We start from the raw sequence: 17,443 nt of genomic DNA, 5'->3' as shown, positions 1-17,443 counted from the left end.
GGGTCCATTTGGATTCATGTTTGCCGACGGCGAAACTGCTGTCTAGGGCCGGAGTCCCCGCGCGCCCACCCGCCGCGCCCGGGGGACATGCCCTCCGTGCGCGCGGGCCGCTGGACACAGTCCCAATATGCCCATTCCCCGGGCCCAAGGCTGGACATGTCCCCAAGGGCAGGTGCGGGCGAACGGACATGTCCCCTGCCCAGAGTGGACGAGTGGCCCAAGCCTGGCATGCCCTCACCCGGGCAGCCCGAAGGAGTGGGCATGCCCGCAGTCCATTCGGGAGAAAGTCGGCTAATCACTTAACGTTGCTTAACACTCAAGAGGATCCCTAGTGTAACTGAGGTCACAGAGGCAGCGAACGACTTGGAAGGAGGGCGGGACATGCAGGACCACGCCACAAGCGTCGCCACAAACCGACCCGCACCGCCGGTGTCCGCCGCTGCTGTGGCCCGCGCCGCCGGCGTTTCCCAGGCGACGGTGTCGTATGTCCTGAACGGCAAGGGTGGCGTCTCGCCGGAAACCCGCCGCCACATCAACCATGTGGCCAACGAGTTGGGCTTCAGGCCCCGCAAGTCCTCACAGTCCACCGATGTTCAGCGGACCCGGGTGATCGGCCTGATCCTGCCGAACATCATCAACCCCATGTTTCCGAGGTGGGCCCAGGGTGTCATTTCCGCTGCAGCCGAGTCCGGCTACGAAGTGTTCGTCGCTACCACCCAGGACGATCCGGATGTGCTCGCCCAGGTCACATCGACCCTCGCGACGCGCAACGTGGACGGCATCATCCTGGCCGCGTCACTCCGGGACGACGCCACCGCGCTCCGTACCCTGCGAGCAGCCCGGATTCCCTATGTCTGCCTCTCGCGGCGCGCTGACTTCCTCGATTCCGATTTTGTCGGGATCGACGACGATGCCGCCGCAACGATGCTGATGCAGCACATGCTGAGTCATGGTTTCACCGAGATAGCCACCGTCATCGGCCCACGGTTCTCGACCGCCTCGCTGGCCCGCGAACAGGCGTTCGTCCGCACCGCCGCTGCCGCCGGCATCACTATCAGCGGCGACCGCAAGATCAGCACACGGGTCAACAACGAAGGCGGCCGGCTTGCGGCGGAGCGTCTGTTCTCTGGGGGAACACCGCCGCAGGCCGTCGTGTGCGGGAGCGATGAGCTGGCCATTGGTGTCATGGAGTACGCCCTGGCCCGTGGACTCCGTATTCCCGGGGACGTCGCCGTCGCCGGTTGCGACGGCCTGCCACACAGCCGTTCCGGACTCATCAACCTGACCAGCATTGTCCAGCCGCAGCAGGAAATGGCCCACGAGGCCTTCGCCATGCTGCTCAAACGCATCGAAGCTCCCTCAGCTGGTTATTCCTCCAAGGTGTGCCCGCACCGCCTGCATATCGGGCGGACCTGCGGCTGCACCCCACCCTCCCGCTAGCTCCGCCAACACCACACCTCCGGCCAGCCACCCTGGCTCTTGCCCTGCTGCCCTCCGGGCTGCCCGAACCGCCCATCCACTTGCCATGACCCCCAATTCAAGGACGAAGACCCATGTCAGTTGTATCCGCACCAACGAAGATGCGCACACCAAAGGAAATCAACGGTGTGATCCTCCGCAGAGTCATGCCACTCCTCATCGGCGCCTACATCATGGCGTTCCTGGACCGCACCAACATCGGCATGGCCAAGGACCGGCTGGAGATCGACCTGGGCATCTCCGCCACTGCCTACGGCATCGGCGCCGGGCTGTTCTTCCTGACCTATGCCCTCTCCGAAATACCGTCCAACCTGATCATGCACAAGGTGGGCGCGCGTTTCTGGATCATGCGTATCATGATCACGTGGGGCATCATCTCCGCCGGCATGGCCTTCGTGCAGGGCGAGTGGTCCTTCTACATCATGCGGATGTTGCTCGGCATCGCCGAGGCGGGGCTCTTCCCCGGCGTGATGTACTTCCTAACCCAGTGGTTCGTCGTGAAGGACCGGGCCAAAGCGAACGGAATGTTCCTGCTCGGCGTTTCCATTGCCAACATCATCGGCGCCCCGCTCGGCGGCCTGCTCCTGACTTCCTTCGACGGATTTGGTGGGCTTTACGGCTGGCAGTGGATGTTCATCATCGAAGGCCTGCCCGCCTGCCTCCTGGCCTACGTGGTCTGGAAGAAGCTCCCGGACCGCCCCACCCAGGCAACGTTCCTCACCCCTGAAGAAGCCACCGACCTCGAATCCCGCATCGCCGCCGAGGAAAAGGCCGGCGCCGAAGCATCCGGCAACCACCGCCTCCGCGACGTCCTCAAGGACAAGCAAATCCTCCTGGTGGTCGGTATCTACTTCACCCACCAGATCGCCGTCTACGCCCTGTCCTACTTCCTCCCCTCCATCATCGGCACCTACGGCAAGCTCAACCCGCTGCAGATCGGTCTGCTGACGGCCATTCCGTGGATCTTCTCCGCCGCCGGAGCCCTGCTGATCCCCCGATTCGCCACCGACGGCCGCCGTTCCCGCCTGCTTGTCACCGGGACGATGATCGGCATCGTCGCCGGATTCGCCCTCGGTGCAGTCGGCGGCCCCGTGCTTGGCATGATCGGCTTCTGCCTCGCCGCGTTCAACTTCTTCGCCCTGCAGCCGATCCTCTTCACCTACCCGGCCACCCGGCTCACCGGCGCCGCCCTCGCTGGCGGCATCGCCTTCGTCAACACCATCGGCCTCACCGGCGGCTTCCTCGGACCCTACGTCATGGGACTGATGCAGGACGCCACCGGCTCCAAGCTCTCCGGGCTCTGGTTCATCGTAGGCATGTGCATCATCGGTGCCCTGCTTTCGCTCATGCTCAAGCGCGGCACCGAAAAGCCCCAGCTGGCCCCCGCCGCCCACTAATCAACCGTCCCGCCAAGCCACTCCGCACCGACGATCCTGCCGACGCGCCCCCGCGGGCGTCAGCAGGCTTGTCCACCGCTCCACAAAACGCAAGGAAACGTCATGGATTTCAGCTCAAAAAGGGTGCTCGTCACCGCCGGTGCCAACGGCATCGGCCTGGCCATCGCCACCAAGTTCCAGGAGCTCGGCGCCGCCGTCTTCGTCACGGATATTGACCCCGACGCCGTCGAGAAGGCCCGTGTCAACGGCCTCGCCGCCGCCGTCAGCGATGTCTCCGACGAGGACCAGGTTCGAGCAATCATGGCCCTGGTCCAGTCTGAACTGGGCGGCCTGGACATCCTCGTCAACAACGCCGGCATCGCAGGGCCCACCGGTCCCCTCGAATCGCTGGACACGGCCGCATGGAAAGCCACCTTCGACGTCAACATCCACGGCCAGTTCTTCTGCATCAAGCACGCCCTGCCGATGCTGCGGCGGGGCCGGGAAGCCTCGATCGTGAACCTCTCCTCCGCTGCCGGCCGGCTGGGCATGGCAGGCCGCAGCGCCTATTCGGCGTCGAAGTGGGCCGTCATCGGTCTGACCAAGACCCTCGCGATCGAGCTCGGCCCCGACCGGATCCGGGTCAACGCCATCTGCCCCGGCGCGGTCAACGGCCCCCGGATCGACGCCGTCATCGCAGCCAAGGCCCAGATGCTGGATCTCCCGGCGGACCAGGTCTCCGACCTCTACCACAACCAGTCCTCGCTGGGGCGGCTGATCGAAGCCGAGGACATCGCCAACATGGCCGCCTTCGCCGCAAGCGACATGGCCCGCAACGTCAACGGCCAGGCCCTGGCCGTCGACGGCAATACCGAGAAACTCTACTGATCCAGCCCACCCGGAAAATTCGCCCCAACCTAGGAGACCTTCCCATGGCTGCAGCCCGCAAAGTCATCATCACCAGCGCCGTCACCGGCGCCATCCACACCCCGTCCATGTCCAAGTACCTTCCAGTGTCCCCAGATGAGATCGCCGACGCCGCCATCGGCGCTGCCGAGGCCGGAGCCGCGATAGTGCATATGCATGCCCGCGATCCCCGGGACGGCCGGCCTTCCCAAGACCCGGAACACTTCGCCCCGATCCTGGACAAGCTCAAACGCAACACCGACGCCGTCATCAACATCACCACGGGCGGCTCCCCGCACATGACCGTGGAAGAGCGCATGCAGCCCGCGGCCCTGTTCAAGCCCGAGCTCGCGTCCCTCAACATGGGTTCGATGAACTTCGGCCTCTACCCGATGCTGGACCGATTCTCTGAGTTCGCCCACGGCTGGGAGCGGGAAGGACTGGAAAAGAGCCGCGACCTCGTCTTCAAGAACACATTCCAGGACATCGAGACCATCCTGGGCATCGGCAATGAGAACGGCACCCGCTTCGAATTCGAATGCTACGACATCTCGCACCTGAACAATCTCGCGCATTTCCACGCCCGCGGCCTGGCTAGGGGCCCGCTGTTCGTCCAGTCGGTATTCGGCCTGCTCGGCGGGATCGGCGCCCACCCTGAGGACCTCATGCACATGCGCCGCACCGCGGACCGCCTCCTCGGCGACGAGTACGAATGGTCCATCCTCGGAGCCGGTAAGAATCAGATGCCGCTGGCCACGATCGGCGCGGCCATGGGCTCCCATGTCCGGGTGGGGCTGGAGGACTCGCTTTGGATCGGACCCGGACAACTGGCGACGTCGAACGCACAGCAGGTCACCCGGATCCGGACCATCTTGGAGGCCCTCAACTTCGAGATCGCCACCCCGGATGAGGCCCGCGAAATGCTGCAGCTCAAGGGCCGCGACAAGGTCGGCTTCTGAGCCGATGAAGATCCTGGTTGCCCCGGACAGCTTCAAGGGGACTTTCACCGCCGTCGAGGTTTCCGGGCACATTGCCGCCGGGATCCGTTCCGCCGGCGGCAACGCCGTCGAGCTGCCGGTGGCCGACGGCGGCGAGGGCACCTTTGACGTGATGGTCCGGGGCCTCGGCGCCCCGCCGGTCACAGTCAGCACCATCGGGCCGTGGGGTGACGCGCTGACAGCGGCGATCGGCCTGACCGCAGACGGCACAGCCGTCGTCGAGCTTGCCGCGGCCAGCGGGCTCAACCTCCCCTCCAGCAGGGGGCGGGACCCGATAGCGGCCAGCACTTACGGCACCGGCGTGCTGATGGCCGAGGCCGCCCGGTCGGGAGCCCGTCGGATCCTGGTGGCAGCCGGCGGCTCCGCCACCACCGACGGCGGAGCCGGAGCGATCGCCGCCATCGAGGAGCGCGGCGGACTGAACGGGGCCGAGGTGGTCATCCTCAGCGACGTGACTACCCGCTTCGCGGACGCGGCCCGGGTTTTCGGGCCACAGAAAGGCGCCGACTCGGCCACGGTGGCGGCGCTCAGCCGGCGCCTTGCGGAGCTGGCAGATGTCTTTGCCCGCGACCAGGGCCGCGACCCGCGCACCTTGGACCGGACCGGCGCTGCCGGTGGCTTCTCCGGCGGTATGTGGGCCCGCTACGGCGCCGCTCTGGTCTCCGGCGCGGACTACGTGTTGGATCTCCTGGACTTCGACGTGCACCTCGCCGCCTGCAGCGCCGTCGTAGTCGGGGAGGGCCAGCTGGATTCCCAAACCGGCCAGGGCAAGATCGTCGCGGCAATCCTCTCCCGCTCCGCCGCGAAGCGCATTTACGCCGTGGTCGGCTCCCTCGGGTCGGACCTGGGCGACTTCGCCGGAAATTTCGACGACGTTATTGTCGCCAGCGATGCGGACGCGATGGTGGCCGCCGGCGCCAAAATCGTCCAGACCGAGGCTCTGAGTCCCCACCTGGCACCCCAGCCCCGTTAAACCATTTCGACGGTCGGCTCCCCCAAGGAGCCGACCGTCGATTGATGGGGGCTGGCCCGATGTCGGCGGACCAGTTCCGTGGAGCGGTCGAGGAAACCGCTCCCGCAGGGAATTTTGTTGTTCATGCATCTTGTCACACATATGACAGATCTGTCACGTCCCATTTTTTGAAGTTTTCCGTGGGTAGTCTTTTGACCATGGATGAGAAAGCGGCAGCGCAGCACCACACCACCGGATCCATCTTTCTGGACAAGGAGCACCCGGCCGCCTGGCGGGCCCTCAACGGACTGGGTCTGAAAGCCAAGGAGGCCGCGGACGAGGCCGGCCTGGACCGGACGCTGGTCGAGCTGCTGAATGTCCGTATCTCGCAGCTCAACGGCTGCGCCTATTGCCTGGATTTGCACGTGGGCGATGCCCTGAAGAATGGCGAATCCGCGCAGCGGCTGGCCGTCCTGCCGGCCTGGCGGGACACGGACCTCTTCACCGAGACGGAGCGTGCAGCCCTGACCTTGGCCGAGGCGATCACGAACATCTCGGACGCCCGCGCCCGCGAGCACGAGGGCGCTTCCGCCCGGAAACACCTCACGGACGGGCAGTTCTCCGCCATCAGCTGGCTGGTGATTGCCATGAACGCCTTCAACCGGGTGTCGATCGTCAGCCAGCACCCGGTCCGCAAGGACCGCGGGGAGCCCGGGGCCTCCGGCCGCCGTCAGGCCGGGTAGATCGACACCGCCGCCGCCTTGACCACGAAATAGACCTCAAGGCCCGGCGCCAGCCCGAGGTCCGCGGAGGCGGCAGGGGTCACGTCCGCGGACAACTCGCCGGCGCGGACCCGGATCTGGTCCCCGTGCGGCTCCAGGTCCGTGACCGTGACGCGGAACGAGTTCCGCGGGCTGCCGTGCGCCTCGCTCAGGAACACGGACACGGCCGACGGCGGGAACGCCGCCACGCCTGCCTGCCCGGAAACCAGCGGCGCGTCGTGCTGGCCCGCGAACTCCAAGCCCTCGTCGGACCGGATCCCGGCGGGCGTCACGGTGCCCGCCACCAGGTTCAGCCCGGCCAGCCCCGCCGCGAAGCGGCTGCGCGGCCGCCGGAGGACCTCGCGGGTGGGCCCGTGCTCGGTGATCCGGCCCTCCTCCATCACGACCACCCGGTCCGCGAGCATGTAGGCATCCAGGACGTCGTGGGTGACGATGATGGCGCGCCGCCCGGCGAGCACCCGCTTGAGCAGCCGCCGCAGCAGCGGAGCGGCATGGATGTCCAGGGCGGAGAGGGGCTCGTCCAGCAGCAGGATCTCGGGGTTGACGGCCAGGGCACGGGCCGCCGCCACGCGCTGCGCCTGCCCGCCGGAGAGCTCCCCGGGCCGGCGGTCGGCGAGCTCGGCGGCGTCGACCTCGGCCAGCCAGTGCCGGGCGGTCTCCCGGGCGTCGCGTTTGGGAACCCCCGCGCTCCGCGGCCCGAAGGCGACGTTTTCGAGGGCGCTCAGGTGCGGAAACAGCAGCGGGTCCTGGGACAGCAGGGCGGTTCCGCGGCGGTGTGGCGCAGTCCAGGTGTGCACGCCGGGACCGAGTTCGAACAGCACCCGGCCGTTCACTTCGGCCCGGCCGGTGTCCGGGCGGAGCAGGCCGGCGACCACGGAGAGCAGGGTGGATTTCCCGGCCCCGTTCGGCCCGAGTACGGCCACCGTCTCGCCCGGCGCGAGGCTGAGCGAGACCTCAAAGCAGCGGGCGGCGAGGGCGGCGTCGAGCGTGAACGTCATGCCGCCACCCTCCCATGATTGCCAGCGGTGCCGGGGCGGGCCGTCCGGCCGCCGGAGCCGGCGGGCGCCGGTCCCCGGTAGGAGAGCCCGACGACGACGACCGCCACGATGACCAGCAACAGGGACAGCGCGACGGCGGCGTCGGCGTCGGTCTCCCGCTGCAGGTAGATCTCCAGCGGCAGGGTACGGGTGACGCCCTGCAGGCTGCCGGCGAAGGTCAGCGTGGCGCCGAATTCGCCCAGGCTCCGGGCGAAGGAGAGCACGGCCCCGGACGCGAGCCCGGGCAGGACCAGCGGCAGGGTGACCCGGCGCAGCACGGTGGTGGGGCGCGCGCCGAGGGTCGCGGCGACGGCCTCGTACCGGCTGCCGGCCGACCGGAGGGCCCCTTCCAGGCTGACGACGAGGAACGGCAGGGCCACAAAGGTCTGGGCGAGCACCACCGCCGTCGTCGTGAACGCGATCTGAAGGCCGGCGATTTCGAGGCTCTGCCCCAGCAGGCCCTGGCGTCCGAAGGCGTACAGCAGCGCGATGCCGCCCACCACCGGGGGCAGTACGAGCGGCAGCAGGACGAAGGAGCGCAGCAGCCGCTGGCCCGGGAAGTCGCCACGGGCCAGCACCAGCGCCAGCGGCACCCCGAACAGCACACACAGCACCGTGCTCGCGGCGGCCGTGCGGAGGCTGAGCCCCAGCGCGGTGAGCGAGGACTCCGAGCTGACCAGCGGGATGAACTGCGCCCAGTTGACCCGGCCCAGCATGGCCGCGAGCGGCAGCAGCACCAGCAGCGCCCCCACGGCGGCCACCGCCATGACCCAGCGCGGAATCCCGTTGTAGCTGCTGTCCCTCCGGCGTCGCATGCGCACCTAGGGGGTGCCGAAGCCGGCGCCGCGGAGGAGCTGCTGGCCGTCCGGGCCCAGAACGGCCTCAATGAACGTGGCCGCGAGCTCCGTGTGTTTGCCGGTCCGCACCGCCGCGATCGGATAGGTGTTCACGGCCTGCGCCGACTCGGGGAAGGGGACCTCCTGCACTCTGTCCCGGGCGGCCTTTACATCCGTGACGTAAACCAGCCCGGCGTCCGCCTCCCCCGAGATGACCTTGCCCAGGACGTCGGTCACGGACGATTCCTCGCTGACCGGTTTCAGCGTGACGCCGGTATCCTGCTCGACCACCTTCGCGGCCGCGCCGCACGGGACCTGCGCCGCGCAGACGACCGTCCGGACGCTGGGCCGGGCGAGATCGGCGAAGGAGGCAACAGACGCGGGGTTCCCCGGGGGCACGGCGATGGTCAGCACATTGCTCGCGAAGTCCCGGGGCGGGCCTTCCACCAGACCCGCGCCGCCCAGCCGGGCCATGGTGTTGGCGTCGGCGGAGGCGAAGACATCCGCCGGGGCGCCCTGGCTGATCTGGGTGGCGAGGTCGGAGGACCCTGCGAAGCTGAGGGTGACGGTGGTTCCGGGGTTCGCGGCTTCGAACTGCTCGGCGAGCGCCGTGAACGGGGCCTTGAGGGAGGCCGCGGCGAAGACCGTGACCGTCTTCCCTGCATCCCCGGCGTCCCCGGCCGGTGCGGCGCAGCCGGCCAGGCCGGCGGCGACCGCGCCTACTGCCAGGGCTGCGCCGGCCCTGAGCCCGGGTCTGAGCCGTGGTCCGAGCCCGGGCCTCATACGGCCCCCTTGCCCTTGGGCGTTTCGATGATCACAGTGGTGGCTTTGACGACGGCGGTCGCGACCGAGCCGAGCTCCAGGCCGAGTTCCCGCACGGCCTCGCTGCTCATCAGGGACACCACCCGGAACGGTCCGCACTGCAGTTCGACCTGGGCCATGACGGTGTCGGCGGTGATGGCCGTGACGAGGCCGGTGAAGCGGTTGCGGGCCGAGCTGCCGGCCTTGGCCGGGTCCTCCGGAAGCTGGGCCTGCTCCCGGGCGAGCCGCGCGAGTTCCAGCCCGTCGACGGCGAGCCGTCCGGCGTCGTCCCTGAGCGGGGTCAGGCTTCCGTTCTCGGTCCAGCGCCGGATGGTGTCATCGCTGACGCCCAGCAGCCGGGCCGCCTCCGAAACGCGAATATTAGGCATAGGGCCACTCTAGCCCGCATTTGCGTTCTTTCGGAGTGCTTGAACCCGCAGATTCGGACAGCCGGAGGGCCGGGGGCGGGTTCGGGCTGCCTTCGGGGACGAGAACTAAGGCCGGCCGGCCCGGGTGAAACGGGGGTTCTGCCCGGAGAACACCGCGGCAACCGGGACATCCGGCCCGCCACTTCCTGCCCTACGGGCCAGTCCCCGCGGGCTGGGGCCTCCGGCTGTGAGACGGTTGGTAAGTAACATGACCATCCGATAGTGGGAGACAAAGCAGCATGGGCAGCCCGGACAAGACAACCCCCTGGAACGACAGCCTGGGCCGCGCCAGCACCAGGACCGCGCAGGTCCTCCTGCTGCTGGTCCTGACCGTGGTCGTGGTCTACGCCCTGATCCAGGTGCGGCTCGTGGTGATTCCGGCGCTGCTGGCGCTGATCCTCGCCGCCGCGATCGCACCCTTCGTTCACTGGCTGCGCCGCCGCGGCTGGCCGAGCACCGCCGCGACCACCGTGTCGTTCGTGGCGCTCCTGCTGGCGTTCGGGGCCGTGATCACCGGTATCGTCTTCGCCGTCATGAACCAGGCGGACGAGCTGGCCGACAAGGCCACGCAGGGCTTCGACCGCGTCTACGACTTCATTCGCACCGGGCCCATCCCCGTCGATGACCAGCAGATCCAGCAGGCGCGGGACGCCGCCATCGACTTCGCCACCAGCAGCACCGTGGGCGCGGGCGCCATCTCCGGGCTCAGCGCGGCCGGCAACTTCATCACCGGCGCCGTGCTCATGGCGGTGATCCTGTTCTTCTTCCTGAAAGACGGCGAAAGCATCTGGGCCTTCATGCTGCGCGCGTTCAAGGGCGAGAAGCTGGTCAGGGCACGGCGCGCCGGGGAGCGGAGCCTCAATGTGCTCGGCGGCTATGTGCGCGGCACGTCCATCGTGGCGTTCGTGGACGCGTTCTTCATTGGCCTGGCGCTGGTGATCATGGGGGTGCCACTCGCGCTGCCGCTCGCCGCGCTGACCTTCATCGGAGCCTTCATCCCGCTGATCGGCGCCACGCTGGCAGGCATCCTCGCGGCGCTCGTCGCGCTGGTCGCCAACGGCCCGCTCGCGGCCCTGGTCGTCATCATCGTGGTGATCGTTGTCAACCAACTGGAGGGCAACTTCCTGCAGCCCGTGGTGATGGGCCAGGCGCTCAACGTCCATGCCCTCGTCATCCTGCTGGCCCTCACGGCCGGCACCATCCTCGCCGGCATCGTCGGCGCGATCCTTGCCGTCCCCCTGGTGGCGGTGGCCTGGGCCGCGATCAAGGCCTGGAACTCGGGAAGCGATATCACGCCCGCGGAGATCGCCGAAGCCGAGCATGAGACCCAGCTGAATGAAAAGGGCGAAGGCGTGCGCTCCAAGCCGCTCCGTGCACGGACGCAGGCGGAGCAGCGGTCCGACACTGCCGCTGCTGACGCCAGCCAGGGCTGATCCGCGGCGGGATTAGACTTCCCCCATGGCCATTTACCTGGACCCCCCGCTCTGGCCGGCGCACGGAACACACTTTTCGCACCTGATCTCGGACACCTCGCTGGAGGAACTTCACGCCTTCGCGGCGGCGGCCGGCATCCCCGACAGGGCGTTCGACGGCGACCATTACGACGTCGCCGAGGCCCGGTACGGCGCCCTTGTGGCCGCCGGGGCGGTGCCGGTGGAGGGGCGGGTCCTGGTCCGCAGACTGATCGCCAGCGGCCTGCGGATCCCGGCCCGGCGGCGCAGCGGCTCACTCAAGCTCCCCCTGCTGACGCGCTGGAACACCGCCCTGCCCGGCAACGACGCGCTTTTCCTGGACCTACTGGACCGCTGGGGCGAGGAGCACCGGAAGTACCACGGCCGCACGCACCTGCTGGCGGTCCTGGAGGCCCTGGACGTCCTCACCGGGTCCGACGAGCCGCCGCGCACCGTGCTGCTCGCCGCCTGGTTCCACGACGCCGTCTACCGCGGCATCGCGGGCCAGGACGAGGAGGAGTCGGCCCGGCTCGCCGAGGACCGGCTGGCCCACGCCGGGCTTCCAGCGGCCGAGGTGGACGAGGTGGCCCGGCTGGTGCGGATGACGGCCGACCACCAGCCGGAGCCCGGCGACGGGGCCGCCGCCCTGCTCAGCGACGCCGACCTCTCGGTGCTCGGCGGCGAGCCGGCAGCCTACGCCCGGTACCTTGCCGCCGTCCGGCAGGACTTTGCGCACATCGGCGACGACGACTTCGCCGCCGGACGCGCCGCCGTCGTCCGCCAGCTCCTCGCGCTGGATCCGCTCTTCCACACCCCGCGGGGCCGGGCCCTGTGGCTGGACGCGGCGCGGCGGAACCTGCAGGCCGAGCTCCGGTAGGCAGACGGCGGCACGCAGCCGCCCAGAACGCACTCATCCGCGAATGGCCTAGCTATCACCGTAGCGGCCCGCAGCCGGCCTCCGGCCACAAATCAACAGCGACGCGGGGTCACGTAGCGCCCATAAAGCCCCCCGGGACGGGCGTTACGTGACCCCGCGTTGCTTGGTGTTGCATTGGTCCGTCAGGGGGTGCGGCGGAGGTGTTCGGCGAGCCGGTCAAAGGACCCGCGCCAGCCGACGCCCTGGCCGTCGCGGTTGTCGATCGTGTCGAAGGGGCCCTGGAAGAACGTTATCCGGGTGCCGCCGTCGACCTCCTCCAGCTGGAAGGTAACCTCGGTCTCAAAACCGCGGGTGCCGTCCGGCTTGTCCCAGGCGTGGGTGAAGATGAACAGATTGGGCGGTTCGATGTCCGTGTGGACACCGCTCCACCAGTGTTCCTCCCCGGTGCTGTCCTGGACCATGCAGGCCCGGTAGAGGCCGCCGATCTCCAGGTCCGCGTCGATGCTCGCGCGGGGAACATGGAATCCGCGCGGACCCCACCAGGCCGCTGCCTGTTCCGGATCCGTCAGGGCGGACCACACCCGGGCAACGGGGGCCTGGAATTCGCGGGTGATGACCAGCATGAGGTCCTCGGGCAGGGCGGACCCGCCCTGGCCGGACGCCGCGGGAACGGCTGTGACGTGCTCGGACATGGCGGGACTTCTCCTCTACAACGGTTAGCGGTAGGCCTTGCTGTAGGCCGTCACAAAGGGCATGTCGGTCGGGACGATCTGTTTGCCCAGCGGCATCAGCGAGACCGGGATGAGCTTGAGGTTGGCGATGGCCAGCGGAATGCCGATGATGGTGATGGCCATGGCGAACGCGGTGACGACATGGCCGATCGCGATCCAGATGCCGGCGACGAGCAGCCAGATGACGTTCCCGAGCAGGGAGAACACCCCGGTGCCACCCGGACGGTCCACCACTGTGCGCCCGAACGGCCAAAGGGCATAGTTGGCGATCCGGAACGACGCAAGCCCCCAGGGGATGGTCACGATCAGCAGGCAGCAGATGATCCCTGCCACGAAATAGCCGAGTGCGAGCCAGAGTCCGCCAAAGAGCAGCCAGATGATGTTGAGCAGTGTCTTCATGGCTCCATTCTCCCCCGTCGGAGGCCGATCCGGCCTAGGGGTTCACCCTGAACAATTCCTGAAATGTGTCCCACGACGCTGACGGTGGGCCGGGAGCTTTGCGAACGCACGAAAGGGCACAATACTGGGAGCATGCCTGCACTCCTGAAGCTTGCCCTGATCGTTGCCCTCGTCCTGCTGGTCGTCGGGCTTGTTGTGAAGGCTGTGCAGTTCCTGCTCTACGTGGGCCTCCTGGTCCTGTTGGGCGCCGGCATCATGTTCTTCCTGCGCCGCTCGCGCGTCACCCGCTGACGCCCCCGCCCGGGACGCGCGCAGATGACAAGCATCGGGGACCTGCTGGGCCCCATCCTCGAAGTCATGACATGGGTGGGTTTTGTCCTGGGCCTGCCGCTACTGGTGTGGGGCATGATTTTGCGCCGGCGCCACTGCCAGTGGGCCGGGACCACCGGCAAGGTGATCAGCGCCGGCGGGTTCACGGGTTACAGCTGGACGGACCACCACGACGCCGACCACCGGTCGCTGCTGCCGGCGGCCGAGTCGCACGGCCTGGTGGTGGGGTCCGACGTCGACCTCTTCTACGACGTGTGCCACCCGTCCCGCTGGGGGCTCACGCCGCCGAAGCAGGACAACGCCGCCTGGACCATCGGCTGGATCCTCACCGGGGTGGGGATCGTTTCCACGGTCGGCGGTTTCGTTCTGCTGCTGTTCTGAACGCGGCGCCGGCCCGCCCTGCCAGGCCACGGCTAGGCCTGCTTCACCATGGCCGCCTCGACACTGATCTTGACCTTGTCGCTGACCAGCAGCCCGCCGGCCTCGAGCGCGGCGTTCCAGGTCAGGCCGAATTCCTTGCGGCTGATGTCCGCCTCCGCGCTGAACCCGGCGCGGGTGGCGCCGAACGGGTCCACCGCGACGCCGGTGAACTCGACCTCCAGGTCCACCGGCTTGGTGACGCCGCGGATCGTGAGGTCACCGGTCAGCACATAGTCCTCACCGTCGCCCCTGATGCCCATGGCACGGAACGTCATCTCCGGGTACTCCTCGACGTCGAAGAAGTCAGCACCGCGGACGTGGGCGTCGCGGTAGGGTGTCGGCGTCCCGCACGGCGCTGAGGCCGAAGGACCGGCGGTCCTCCTCGTCGACGATCGGCAGGACGCTGCGGCTCACCGAGACGCGGGGATCGTGCTGATGGCCCGCGGCGGCCCAGGCCTGCCGGAACATGGTGATCTGCTCGGCCTGGAGCTGGTCGAAGGGCACCCCGGTGTCCTCGGTGAGCAGCGTGGAGCCCATCAGGTTCATGCCCTGTTCCGCGGTCCACACGGCCGTGGCGCGCGAGCCGGCGCCCCATCGGATCCGCCTGCCGAGCTCCGGTGAATGCGGCAGCACGGGCAGCACTCCCGATCCGCCGCCGGCGTACCGCGGCTCCGCCTCCGCCATCCCGGCCCCCGAGACCGCGCAGCGGAACACCGCAGTGTGCCGCCGGGCCATGTCCGCGGCAGTCTCGCCGTACGCCGGCACGTGGCCGAAGGCGGCGGCGACGTCGCGGCGGGTTCGGGTGAGCCGCGGCTGATCCCGGGCTGCAGCCGCCCGCCGCTGATCAGGTCCGTCGCGGCGGCCTCCTCAGCCATGTACAGCGGGTTTTCGTAGCGCTGTCGATAACGCCGGTGCCCATTTCGATCCGGCTGGTCCGGGCGGCGACGGCGGCCAGCAGCGAGAACGGGGAGGCCTGCTGCCGGGCGAAGTGGTGCACGCGGAAGTACGCGCCGACCACGCCCAGTTCCTCGGCGGCGACGGCCAGTTCGATGCCCGGCAGCAGTGCGTCGCGGGCGGTCCGGGTGCGGGAACACTCGCCGGGCCCCCAACACCACAAGGACAAAAATCCGATGCGCTTCATGTCAGGGCCACCACGGGAGCGTCCGGCGGCATTCCTGCGGGCGTCAGCGTTTCGCGGCCAGGGACTTTGCCGCCGCCACGAAGTCCCGGATTTTGGCCAGGTCCTTCACCCCGCGGGAGGACTCGACGCCGGAGGAGACGTCCACGCCCCAGGCACCCGCCTGCGAGGCGGCACCGGCGACGTTGGCGGGATCGAGCCCGCCGGCCAGCAGCCAGCTGCGCCCCGCCAGCCCCTTGGCGCGGACCGAGGCGTAGTCCCAGGCCTCGCCGGAGCCTGGGACGGCGGCGTCGATCAGGAGCAGCTCCTCGCCCCAGTCCGCGAACGCCTCGGACGCGGCGGCCATGGTGACGGCCCGGATGAGCTTGAGCCCGGCGTCGTGCACGGTGTGCACGTCCGCCGGGGTGCGGTCGCCGTGCAGCTGGACCCAGTCCAGCCCCCCCTCCCGGGCCCGTACGGCGGCGTCCGCCGCGGCCTCATGCCGGAAGACGCCGACGGCGGGGAGGCCGGCCGGGATGTGGGCCAGGAGTTCCCGCGCCTGCGCCGGCGTCACCTCGCGGGGGCTGCTGGTCAGGACGAAGCCGACGGCGTCCGCCCCGGCCTCCACCGCGGCCCGGACCGACTCGGGGGTGCTGAGCCCGCATACCTTGACGAACATTCCGCTCCTTCTGCTGTGTTTACGTTTATCTTGTTTCTGCCTCCGACGGTAGCAAGGACCGTGGCCGGCCGGCGCCCCACCCGCCCCCGAGGTGAGATTTGGCGCCCATGTTTGTCCGGAACATGGGCGCGAAGTCGGACCTCGGCGCTGGTGGCAGCTGCCGGGGGCCCGCGACTGCGCACCCGGCCGGCCGATAGGGTGGAGGGATGGAGATCATCCGCTATGCCGAGCTAAAAGCCCACCCCTGGCGCAACGGCGGCGGGGTGACCCGCGAACTGGCCAGCCACCCCGCGGCAACCGTCCCCCAGGCCAGCCCCGCGGCGGCCCCCGCACAGGACGGCACCGCGAAGGACGGCACCGCGGCCGCCGGCTGGGACTGGCGGGTGAGCATCGCCGAGGTGTCCAGGGCCGGCGACTTCTCGGCGTACCCCGGCATGGACCGCGTCCTCACCGTGGTGGAGGGCGAACTGCTGCTGCTGAGCGTCGACGGCGCCGAGCACCCGCTCGAGAAGTACCGTCCGTTCCGTTTCTCCGGCGACGCCGCCGCGTCCGGGGCGCTGCCGACAGGCGACATCCGCGACCTGAACGTCATCACCCGCCAGGGCGTGTTCAAGGGCTACACGTCCATCATCGAGCTCTCCAAGAAGCGGGCGCACCCGGTGTTCGAGGGCCAGCTCGGGATCCTACTGCAGGGCCAGGCTGCGGTCACTCCCGGCACCGCCGGCGCCGGGCCGGGTGCGCCGTCCGCCGGCGAGCCAGGCACGCCATCCGGCGAGACGGCTGGCGAGCCATCCGCTGATCCAGGCACGCCATCCGCCGAAGCCGGCGAGCCAGCCGCGGGCGCAGCCACGGGCTCCCCCGGAGCGCACGCGGCCGAGCCGACGACGCTCGCCCGCTATGACGCCGTCGTCGGTTCCGACACCGACACCCCCGAGATCCTGGGCCGCGGATTCCTGGCTGTTGTGTCGATCGACCGCGTCGCGGACTAACCCTCGGTCACCTTCACCCGGGTGGCGCCGATCCCCACCGAGTCCTGGGACAGCCGCTGCGCGAGCCAGATCGGCACGATCGAGACGACGATCAGGACGACGGCGACGACGTTGACCACCGGTGCCTGGTTGGGCCGGAAAAGGTTCTGCAGGATCCAGATCGGCAAGGTTGTGTCCCCGGCGCCGATGGTGAACGTAGTCACGATGATCTCATCGAAGCTCAGCGCGAAGGCCAGCAGGCCGCCGGCCAGCAGCGCGGAGCGGAGCTGCGGGAACGTGACCAGCCGGAACGTGGTGAACACGCCGGCGCCCAGATCCGCGGACGCCTCCTCCAGCCCGCCGCTCATCCGGCGCAGCCGAGCGATGACGTTGTTGAACACGGTCACCATGCAGAAGGTGGCGTGCGCGATCACGACCGTCCACATGCTCAGTGAGACACCCAGGATGGTGGTGAACATGTTGTTCAAGGCGATGCCGGTCACGATACCCGGCAGCGCGATCGGCAGGATCACGAGCAGGCTGATGACGTCCCGGCCGAAGAACTGGTAGCGCAGCAGGGCCAGCGCCAGGAGGGTCCCCAGCACCAGCGAAATGAGGGTCGAGACCGCCGCCACCCAGAGCGAGGACACCACGGCCTCGCGGACGCCGGGGGAATCGAAGGCCCGCCCCCACCACTCCAGGGTGAACCCCCGCGGCGGCCAGCCGAACGTCCGGTCCGCGTTGAAGGAGTTCACCACCACCAGGAGCAGCGGCAGATAGATGAAGAGGAACACCAGCGCGGTGACGACGCCGAGGATGACTTTGGCGCTTCGGGAGAGTCTCATGGTGCTCCTGCCGGCTGTTCCGGGCTAATCG

19 protein-coding genes and 2 pseudogenes are annotated in these 17,443 nt (G+C 69.0%); 11 read left to right on the top strand and 10 right to left on the bottom strand.

The features are described 5' to 3' along the window. Positions 1-381: 381 nt before the first annotated feature. The 6 genes from QK291_RS09145 (at position 382) to QK291_RS09120 (ending at position 6,454) form a co-directional block, all read left to right on the top strand. Entirely contained in the window at positions 382-1,440 is a 1,059-nt protein-coding gene (locus tag QK291_RS09145) for a LacI family DNA-binding transcriptional regulator (protein ID WP_282381025.1), read from the top strand. Between the two features lie 113 nt (positions 1,441-1,553). Next, positions 1,554-2,876, top strand: coding sequence for an MFS transporter (locus QK291_RS09140; protein ID WP_282381024.1), 1,323 nt, complete (start codon positions 1,554-1,556; stop codon positions 2,874-2,876). Positions 2,877-2,978: 102 nt separating this feature from the next. Next, complete coding sequence (locus QK291_RS09135; protein ID WP_282381023.1) at positions 2,979-3,743, top strand: SDR family oxidoreductase; 765 nt, start codon at positions 2,979-2,981, stop codon at positions 3,741-3,743. Positions 3,744-3,787: 44 nt separating this feature from the next. Beyond that, a complete protein-coding gene (locus QK291_RS09130; protein WP_282381022.1) occupies positions 3,788-4,720 on the top strand; it encodes a 3-keto-5-aminohexanoate cleavage protein in 933 nt (310 codons plus the stop codon). Positions 4,721-4,724: 4 nt separating this feature from the next. Beyond that, positions 4,725-5,732 (top strand): glycerate kinase, encoded by a 1,008-nt coding sequence (locus tag QK291_RS09125; RefSeq protein ID WP_282381021.1) that lies wholly within the window; start codon positions 4,725-4,727, stop codon positions 5,730-5,732. Between the two features lie 197 nt (positions 5,733-5,929). Beyond that, positions 5,930-6,454: a carboxymuconolactone decarboxylase family protein gene (locus tag QK291_RS09120; RefSeq protein ID WP_282381020.1), complete on the top strand. Its 525-nt coding sequence runs from the start codon at positions 5,930-5,932 to the stop codon at positions 6,452-6,454. On the opposite strand, the gene QK291_RS09115 is transcribed toward QK291_RS09120, so the two are convergent. From QK291_RS09115 to QK291_RS09100, 4 genes are read right to left on the bottom strand one after another with little or no spacing between them, the layout of a single operon-like run. Further along, the gene (locus tag QK291_RS09115) at positions 6,442-7,491 is read right to left on the bottom strand and encodes an ABC transporter ATP-binding protein (RefSeq protein WP_282381019.1); all 1,050 of its coding nucleotides are present in this window, start codon (positions 7,489-7,491) and stop codon (positions 6,442-6,444) included. The genes QK291_RS09120 and QK291_RS09115 overlap by 13 nt on opposite strands. After that, positions 7,488-8,345 carry an ABC transporter permease gene (locus tag QK291_RS09110; RefSeq protein WP_282381017.1) on the bottom strand — a complete coding sequence of 286 codons (858 nt, stop codon included), beginning with the start codon at positions 8,343-8,345 and terminating at the stop codon, positions 7,488-7,490. Before QK291_RS09110 ends, QK291_RS09115 begins: the two co-directional genes overlap by 4 nt. A gap of 6 nt (positions 8,346-8,351) precedes the next feature. Beyond that, positions 8,352-9,149, bottom strand: a complete 798-nt coding sequence (modA, locus tag QK291_RS09105) for a molybdate ABC transporter substrate-binding protein (RefSeq protein WP_282381015.1) — start codon at positions 9,147-9,149, stop codon at positions 8,352-8,354. Further along, on the bottom strand, positions 9,146-9,556 hold the full coding sequence (locus QK291_RS09100; RefSeq protein ID WP_282381014.1) for a TOBE domain-containing protein: 411 nt from the start codon (positions 9,554-9,556) through the stop codon (positions 9,146-9,148). Before QK291_RS09100 ends, modA begins: the two co-directional genes overlap by 4 nt. Positions 9,557-9,834: 278 nt before the next feature. Here QK291_RS09100 and QK291_RS09095 point away from each other — a divergent pair, with 278 nt between their 5' ends. Beyond that, positions 9,835-11,028, top strand: coding sequence for an AI-2E family transporter (locus tag QK291_RS09095; RefSeq protein ID WP_282381013.1), 1,194 nt, complete (start codon positions 9,835-9,837; stop codon positions 11,026-11,028). A 25-nt stretch (positions 11,029-11,053) separates the two neighbouring features. Then, on the top strand, positions 11,054-11,923 hold the full coding sequence (locus tag QK291_RS09090; RefSeq protein ID WP_282381012.1) for a DUF4031 domain-containing protein: 870 nt from the start codon (positions 11,054-11,056) through the stop codon (positions 11,921-11,923). 182 nt (positions 11,924-12,105) lie between these two features. Here the strand turns inward: QK291_RS09090 and QK291_RS09085 are convergent, their stop codons facing one another. Next, a complete protein-coding gene (locus tag QK291_RS09085; RefSeq protein WP_282381011.1) occupies positions 12,106-12,615 on the bottom strand; it encodes an SRPBCC domain-containing protein in 510 nt (169 codons plus the stop codon). Positions 12,616-12,639: 24 nt separating this feature from the next. After that, the gene (locus tag QK291_RS09080; RefSeq protein WP_282381010.1) at positions 12,640-13,053 is read right to left on the bottom strand and encodes a YccF domain-containing protein; all 414 of its coding nucleotides are present in this window, start codon (positions 13,051-13,053) and stop codon (positions 12,640-12,642) included. 132 nt (positions 13,054-13,185) lie between these two features. Here QK291_RS09080 and QK291_RS09075 point away from each other — a divergent pair, with 132 nt between their 5' ends. Both QK291_RS09075 and QK291_RS09070 read left to right on the top strand, forming a co-directional pair. Then, a complete protein-coding gene (locus QK291_RS09075; protein ID WP_282381009.1) occupies positions 13,186-13,344 on the top strand; it encodes a hypothetical protein in 159 nt (52 codons plus the stop codon). 24 nt (positions 13,345-13,368) lie between these two features. Next, complete coding sequence (locus tag QK291_RS09070; protein ID WP_282381007.1) at positions 13,369-13,764, top strand: hypothetical protein; 396 nt, start codon at positions 13,369-13,371, stop codon at positions 13,762-13,764. 32 nt (positions 13,765-13,796) lie between these two features. Here QK291_RS09070 and QK291_RS09065 read toward each other — a convergent pair. From QK291_RS09065 to QK291_RS09055, 3 genes and pseudogenes are all read right to left on the bottom strand, one after another. After that, positions 13,797-14,132, bottom strand: a pseudogene (locus tag QK291_RS09065) (YceI family protein); the annotation flags it as partial. 13 nt (positions 14,133-14,145) lie between these two features. Next, positions 14,146-14,944 (bottom strand): annotated as a pseudogene (locus QK291_RS09060) (LLM class flavin-dependent oxidoreductase); the annotation flags it as partial. 43 nt (positions 14,945-14,987) lie between these two features. Then, a complete protein-coding gene (locus QK291_RS09055; RefSeq protein WP_282381006.1) occupies positions 14,988-15,599 on the bottom strand; it encodes a phosphoribosylanthranilate isomerase in 612 nt (203 codons plus the stop codon). Between the two features lie 206 nt (positions 15,600-15,805). Here QK291_RS09055 and QK291_RS09050 point away from each other — a divergent pair, with 206 nt between their 5' ends. Then, positions 15,806-16,588 (top strand): HutD family protein, encoded by a 783-nt coding sequence (locus tag QK291_RS09050; RefSeq protein ID WP_282381004.1) that lies wholly within the window; start codon positions 15,806-15,808, stop codon positions 16,586-16,588. Here QK291_RS09050 and QK291_RS09045 read toward each other — a convergent pair. Further along, entirely contained in the window at positions 16,585-17,412 is an 828-nt protein-coding gene (locus tag QK291_RS09045; RefSeq protein ID WP_282381002.1) for an ABC transporter permease, read from the bottom strand. The genes QK291_RS09050 and QK291_RS09045 overlap by 4 nt on opposite strands. Positions 17,413-17,443 lie beyond the last annotated feature (31 nt).

The sequence above is a fragment of the Arthrobacter sp. AL12 genome, assembly GCF_029960645.1.
Classification (GTDB): Bacteria; Actinomycetota; Actinomycetes; order Actinomycetales; family Micrococcaceae; genus Arthrobacter.
The sequence above is the reverse complement of the archived record's forward strand: the minus strand, read 5'-3'. Positions and strand labels throughout refer to the sequence as shown.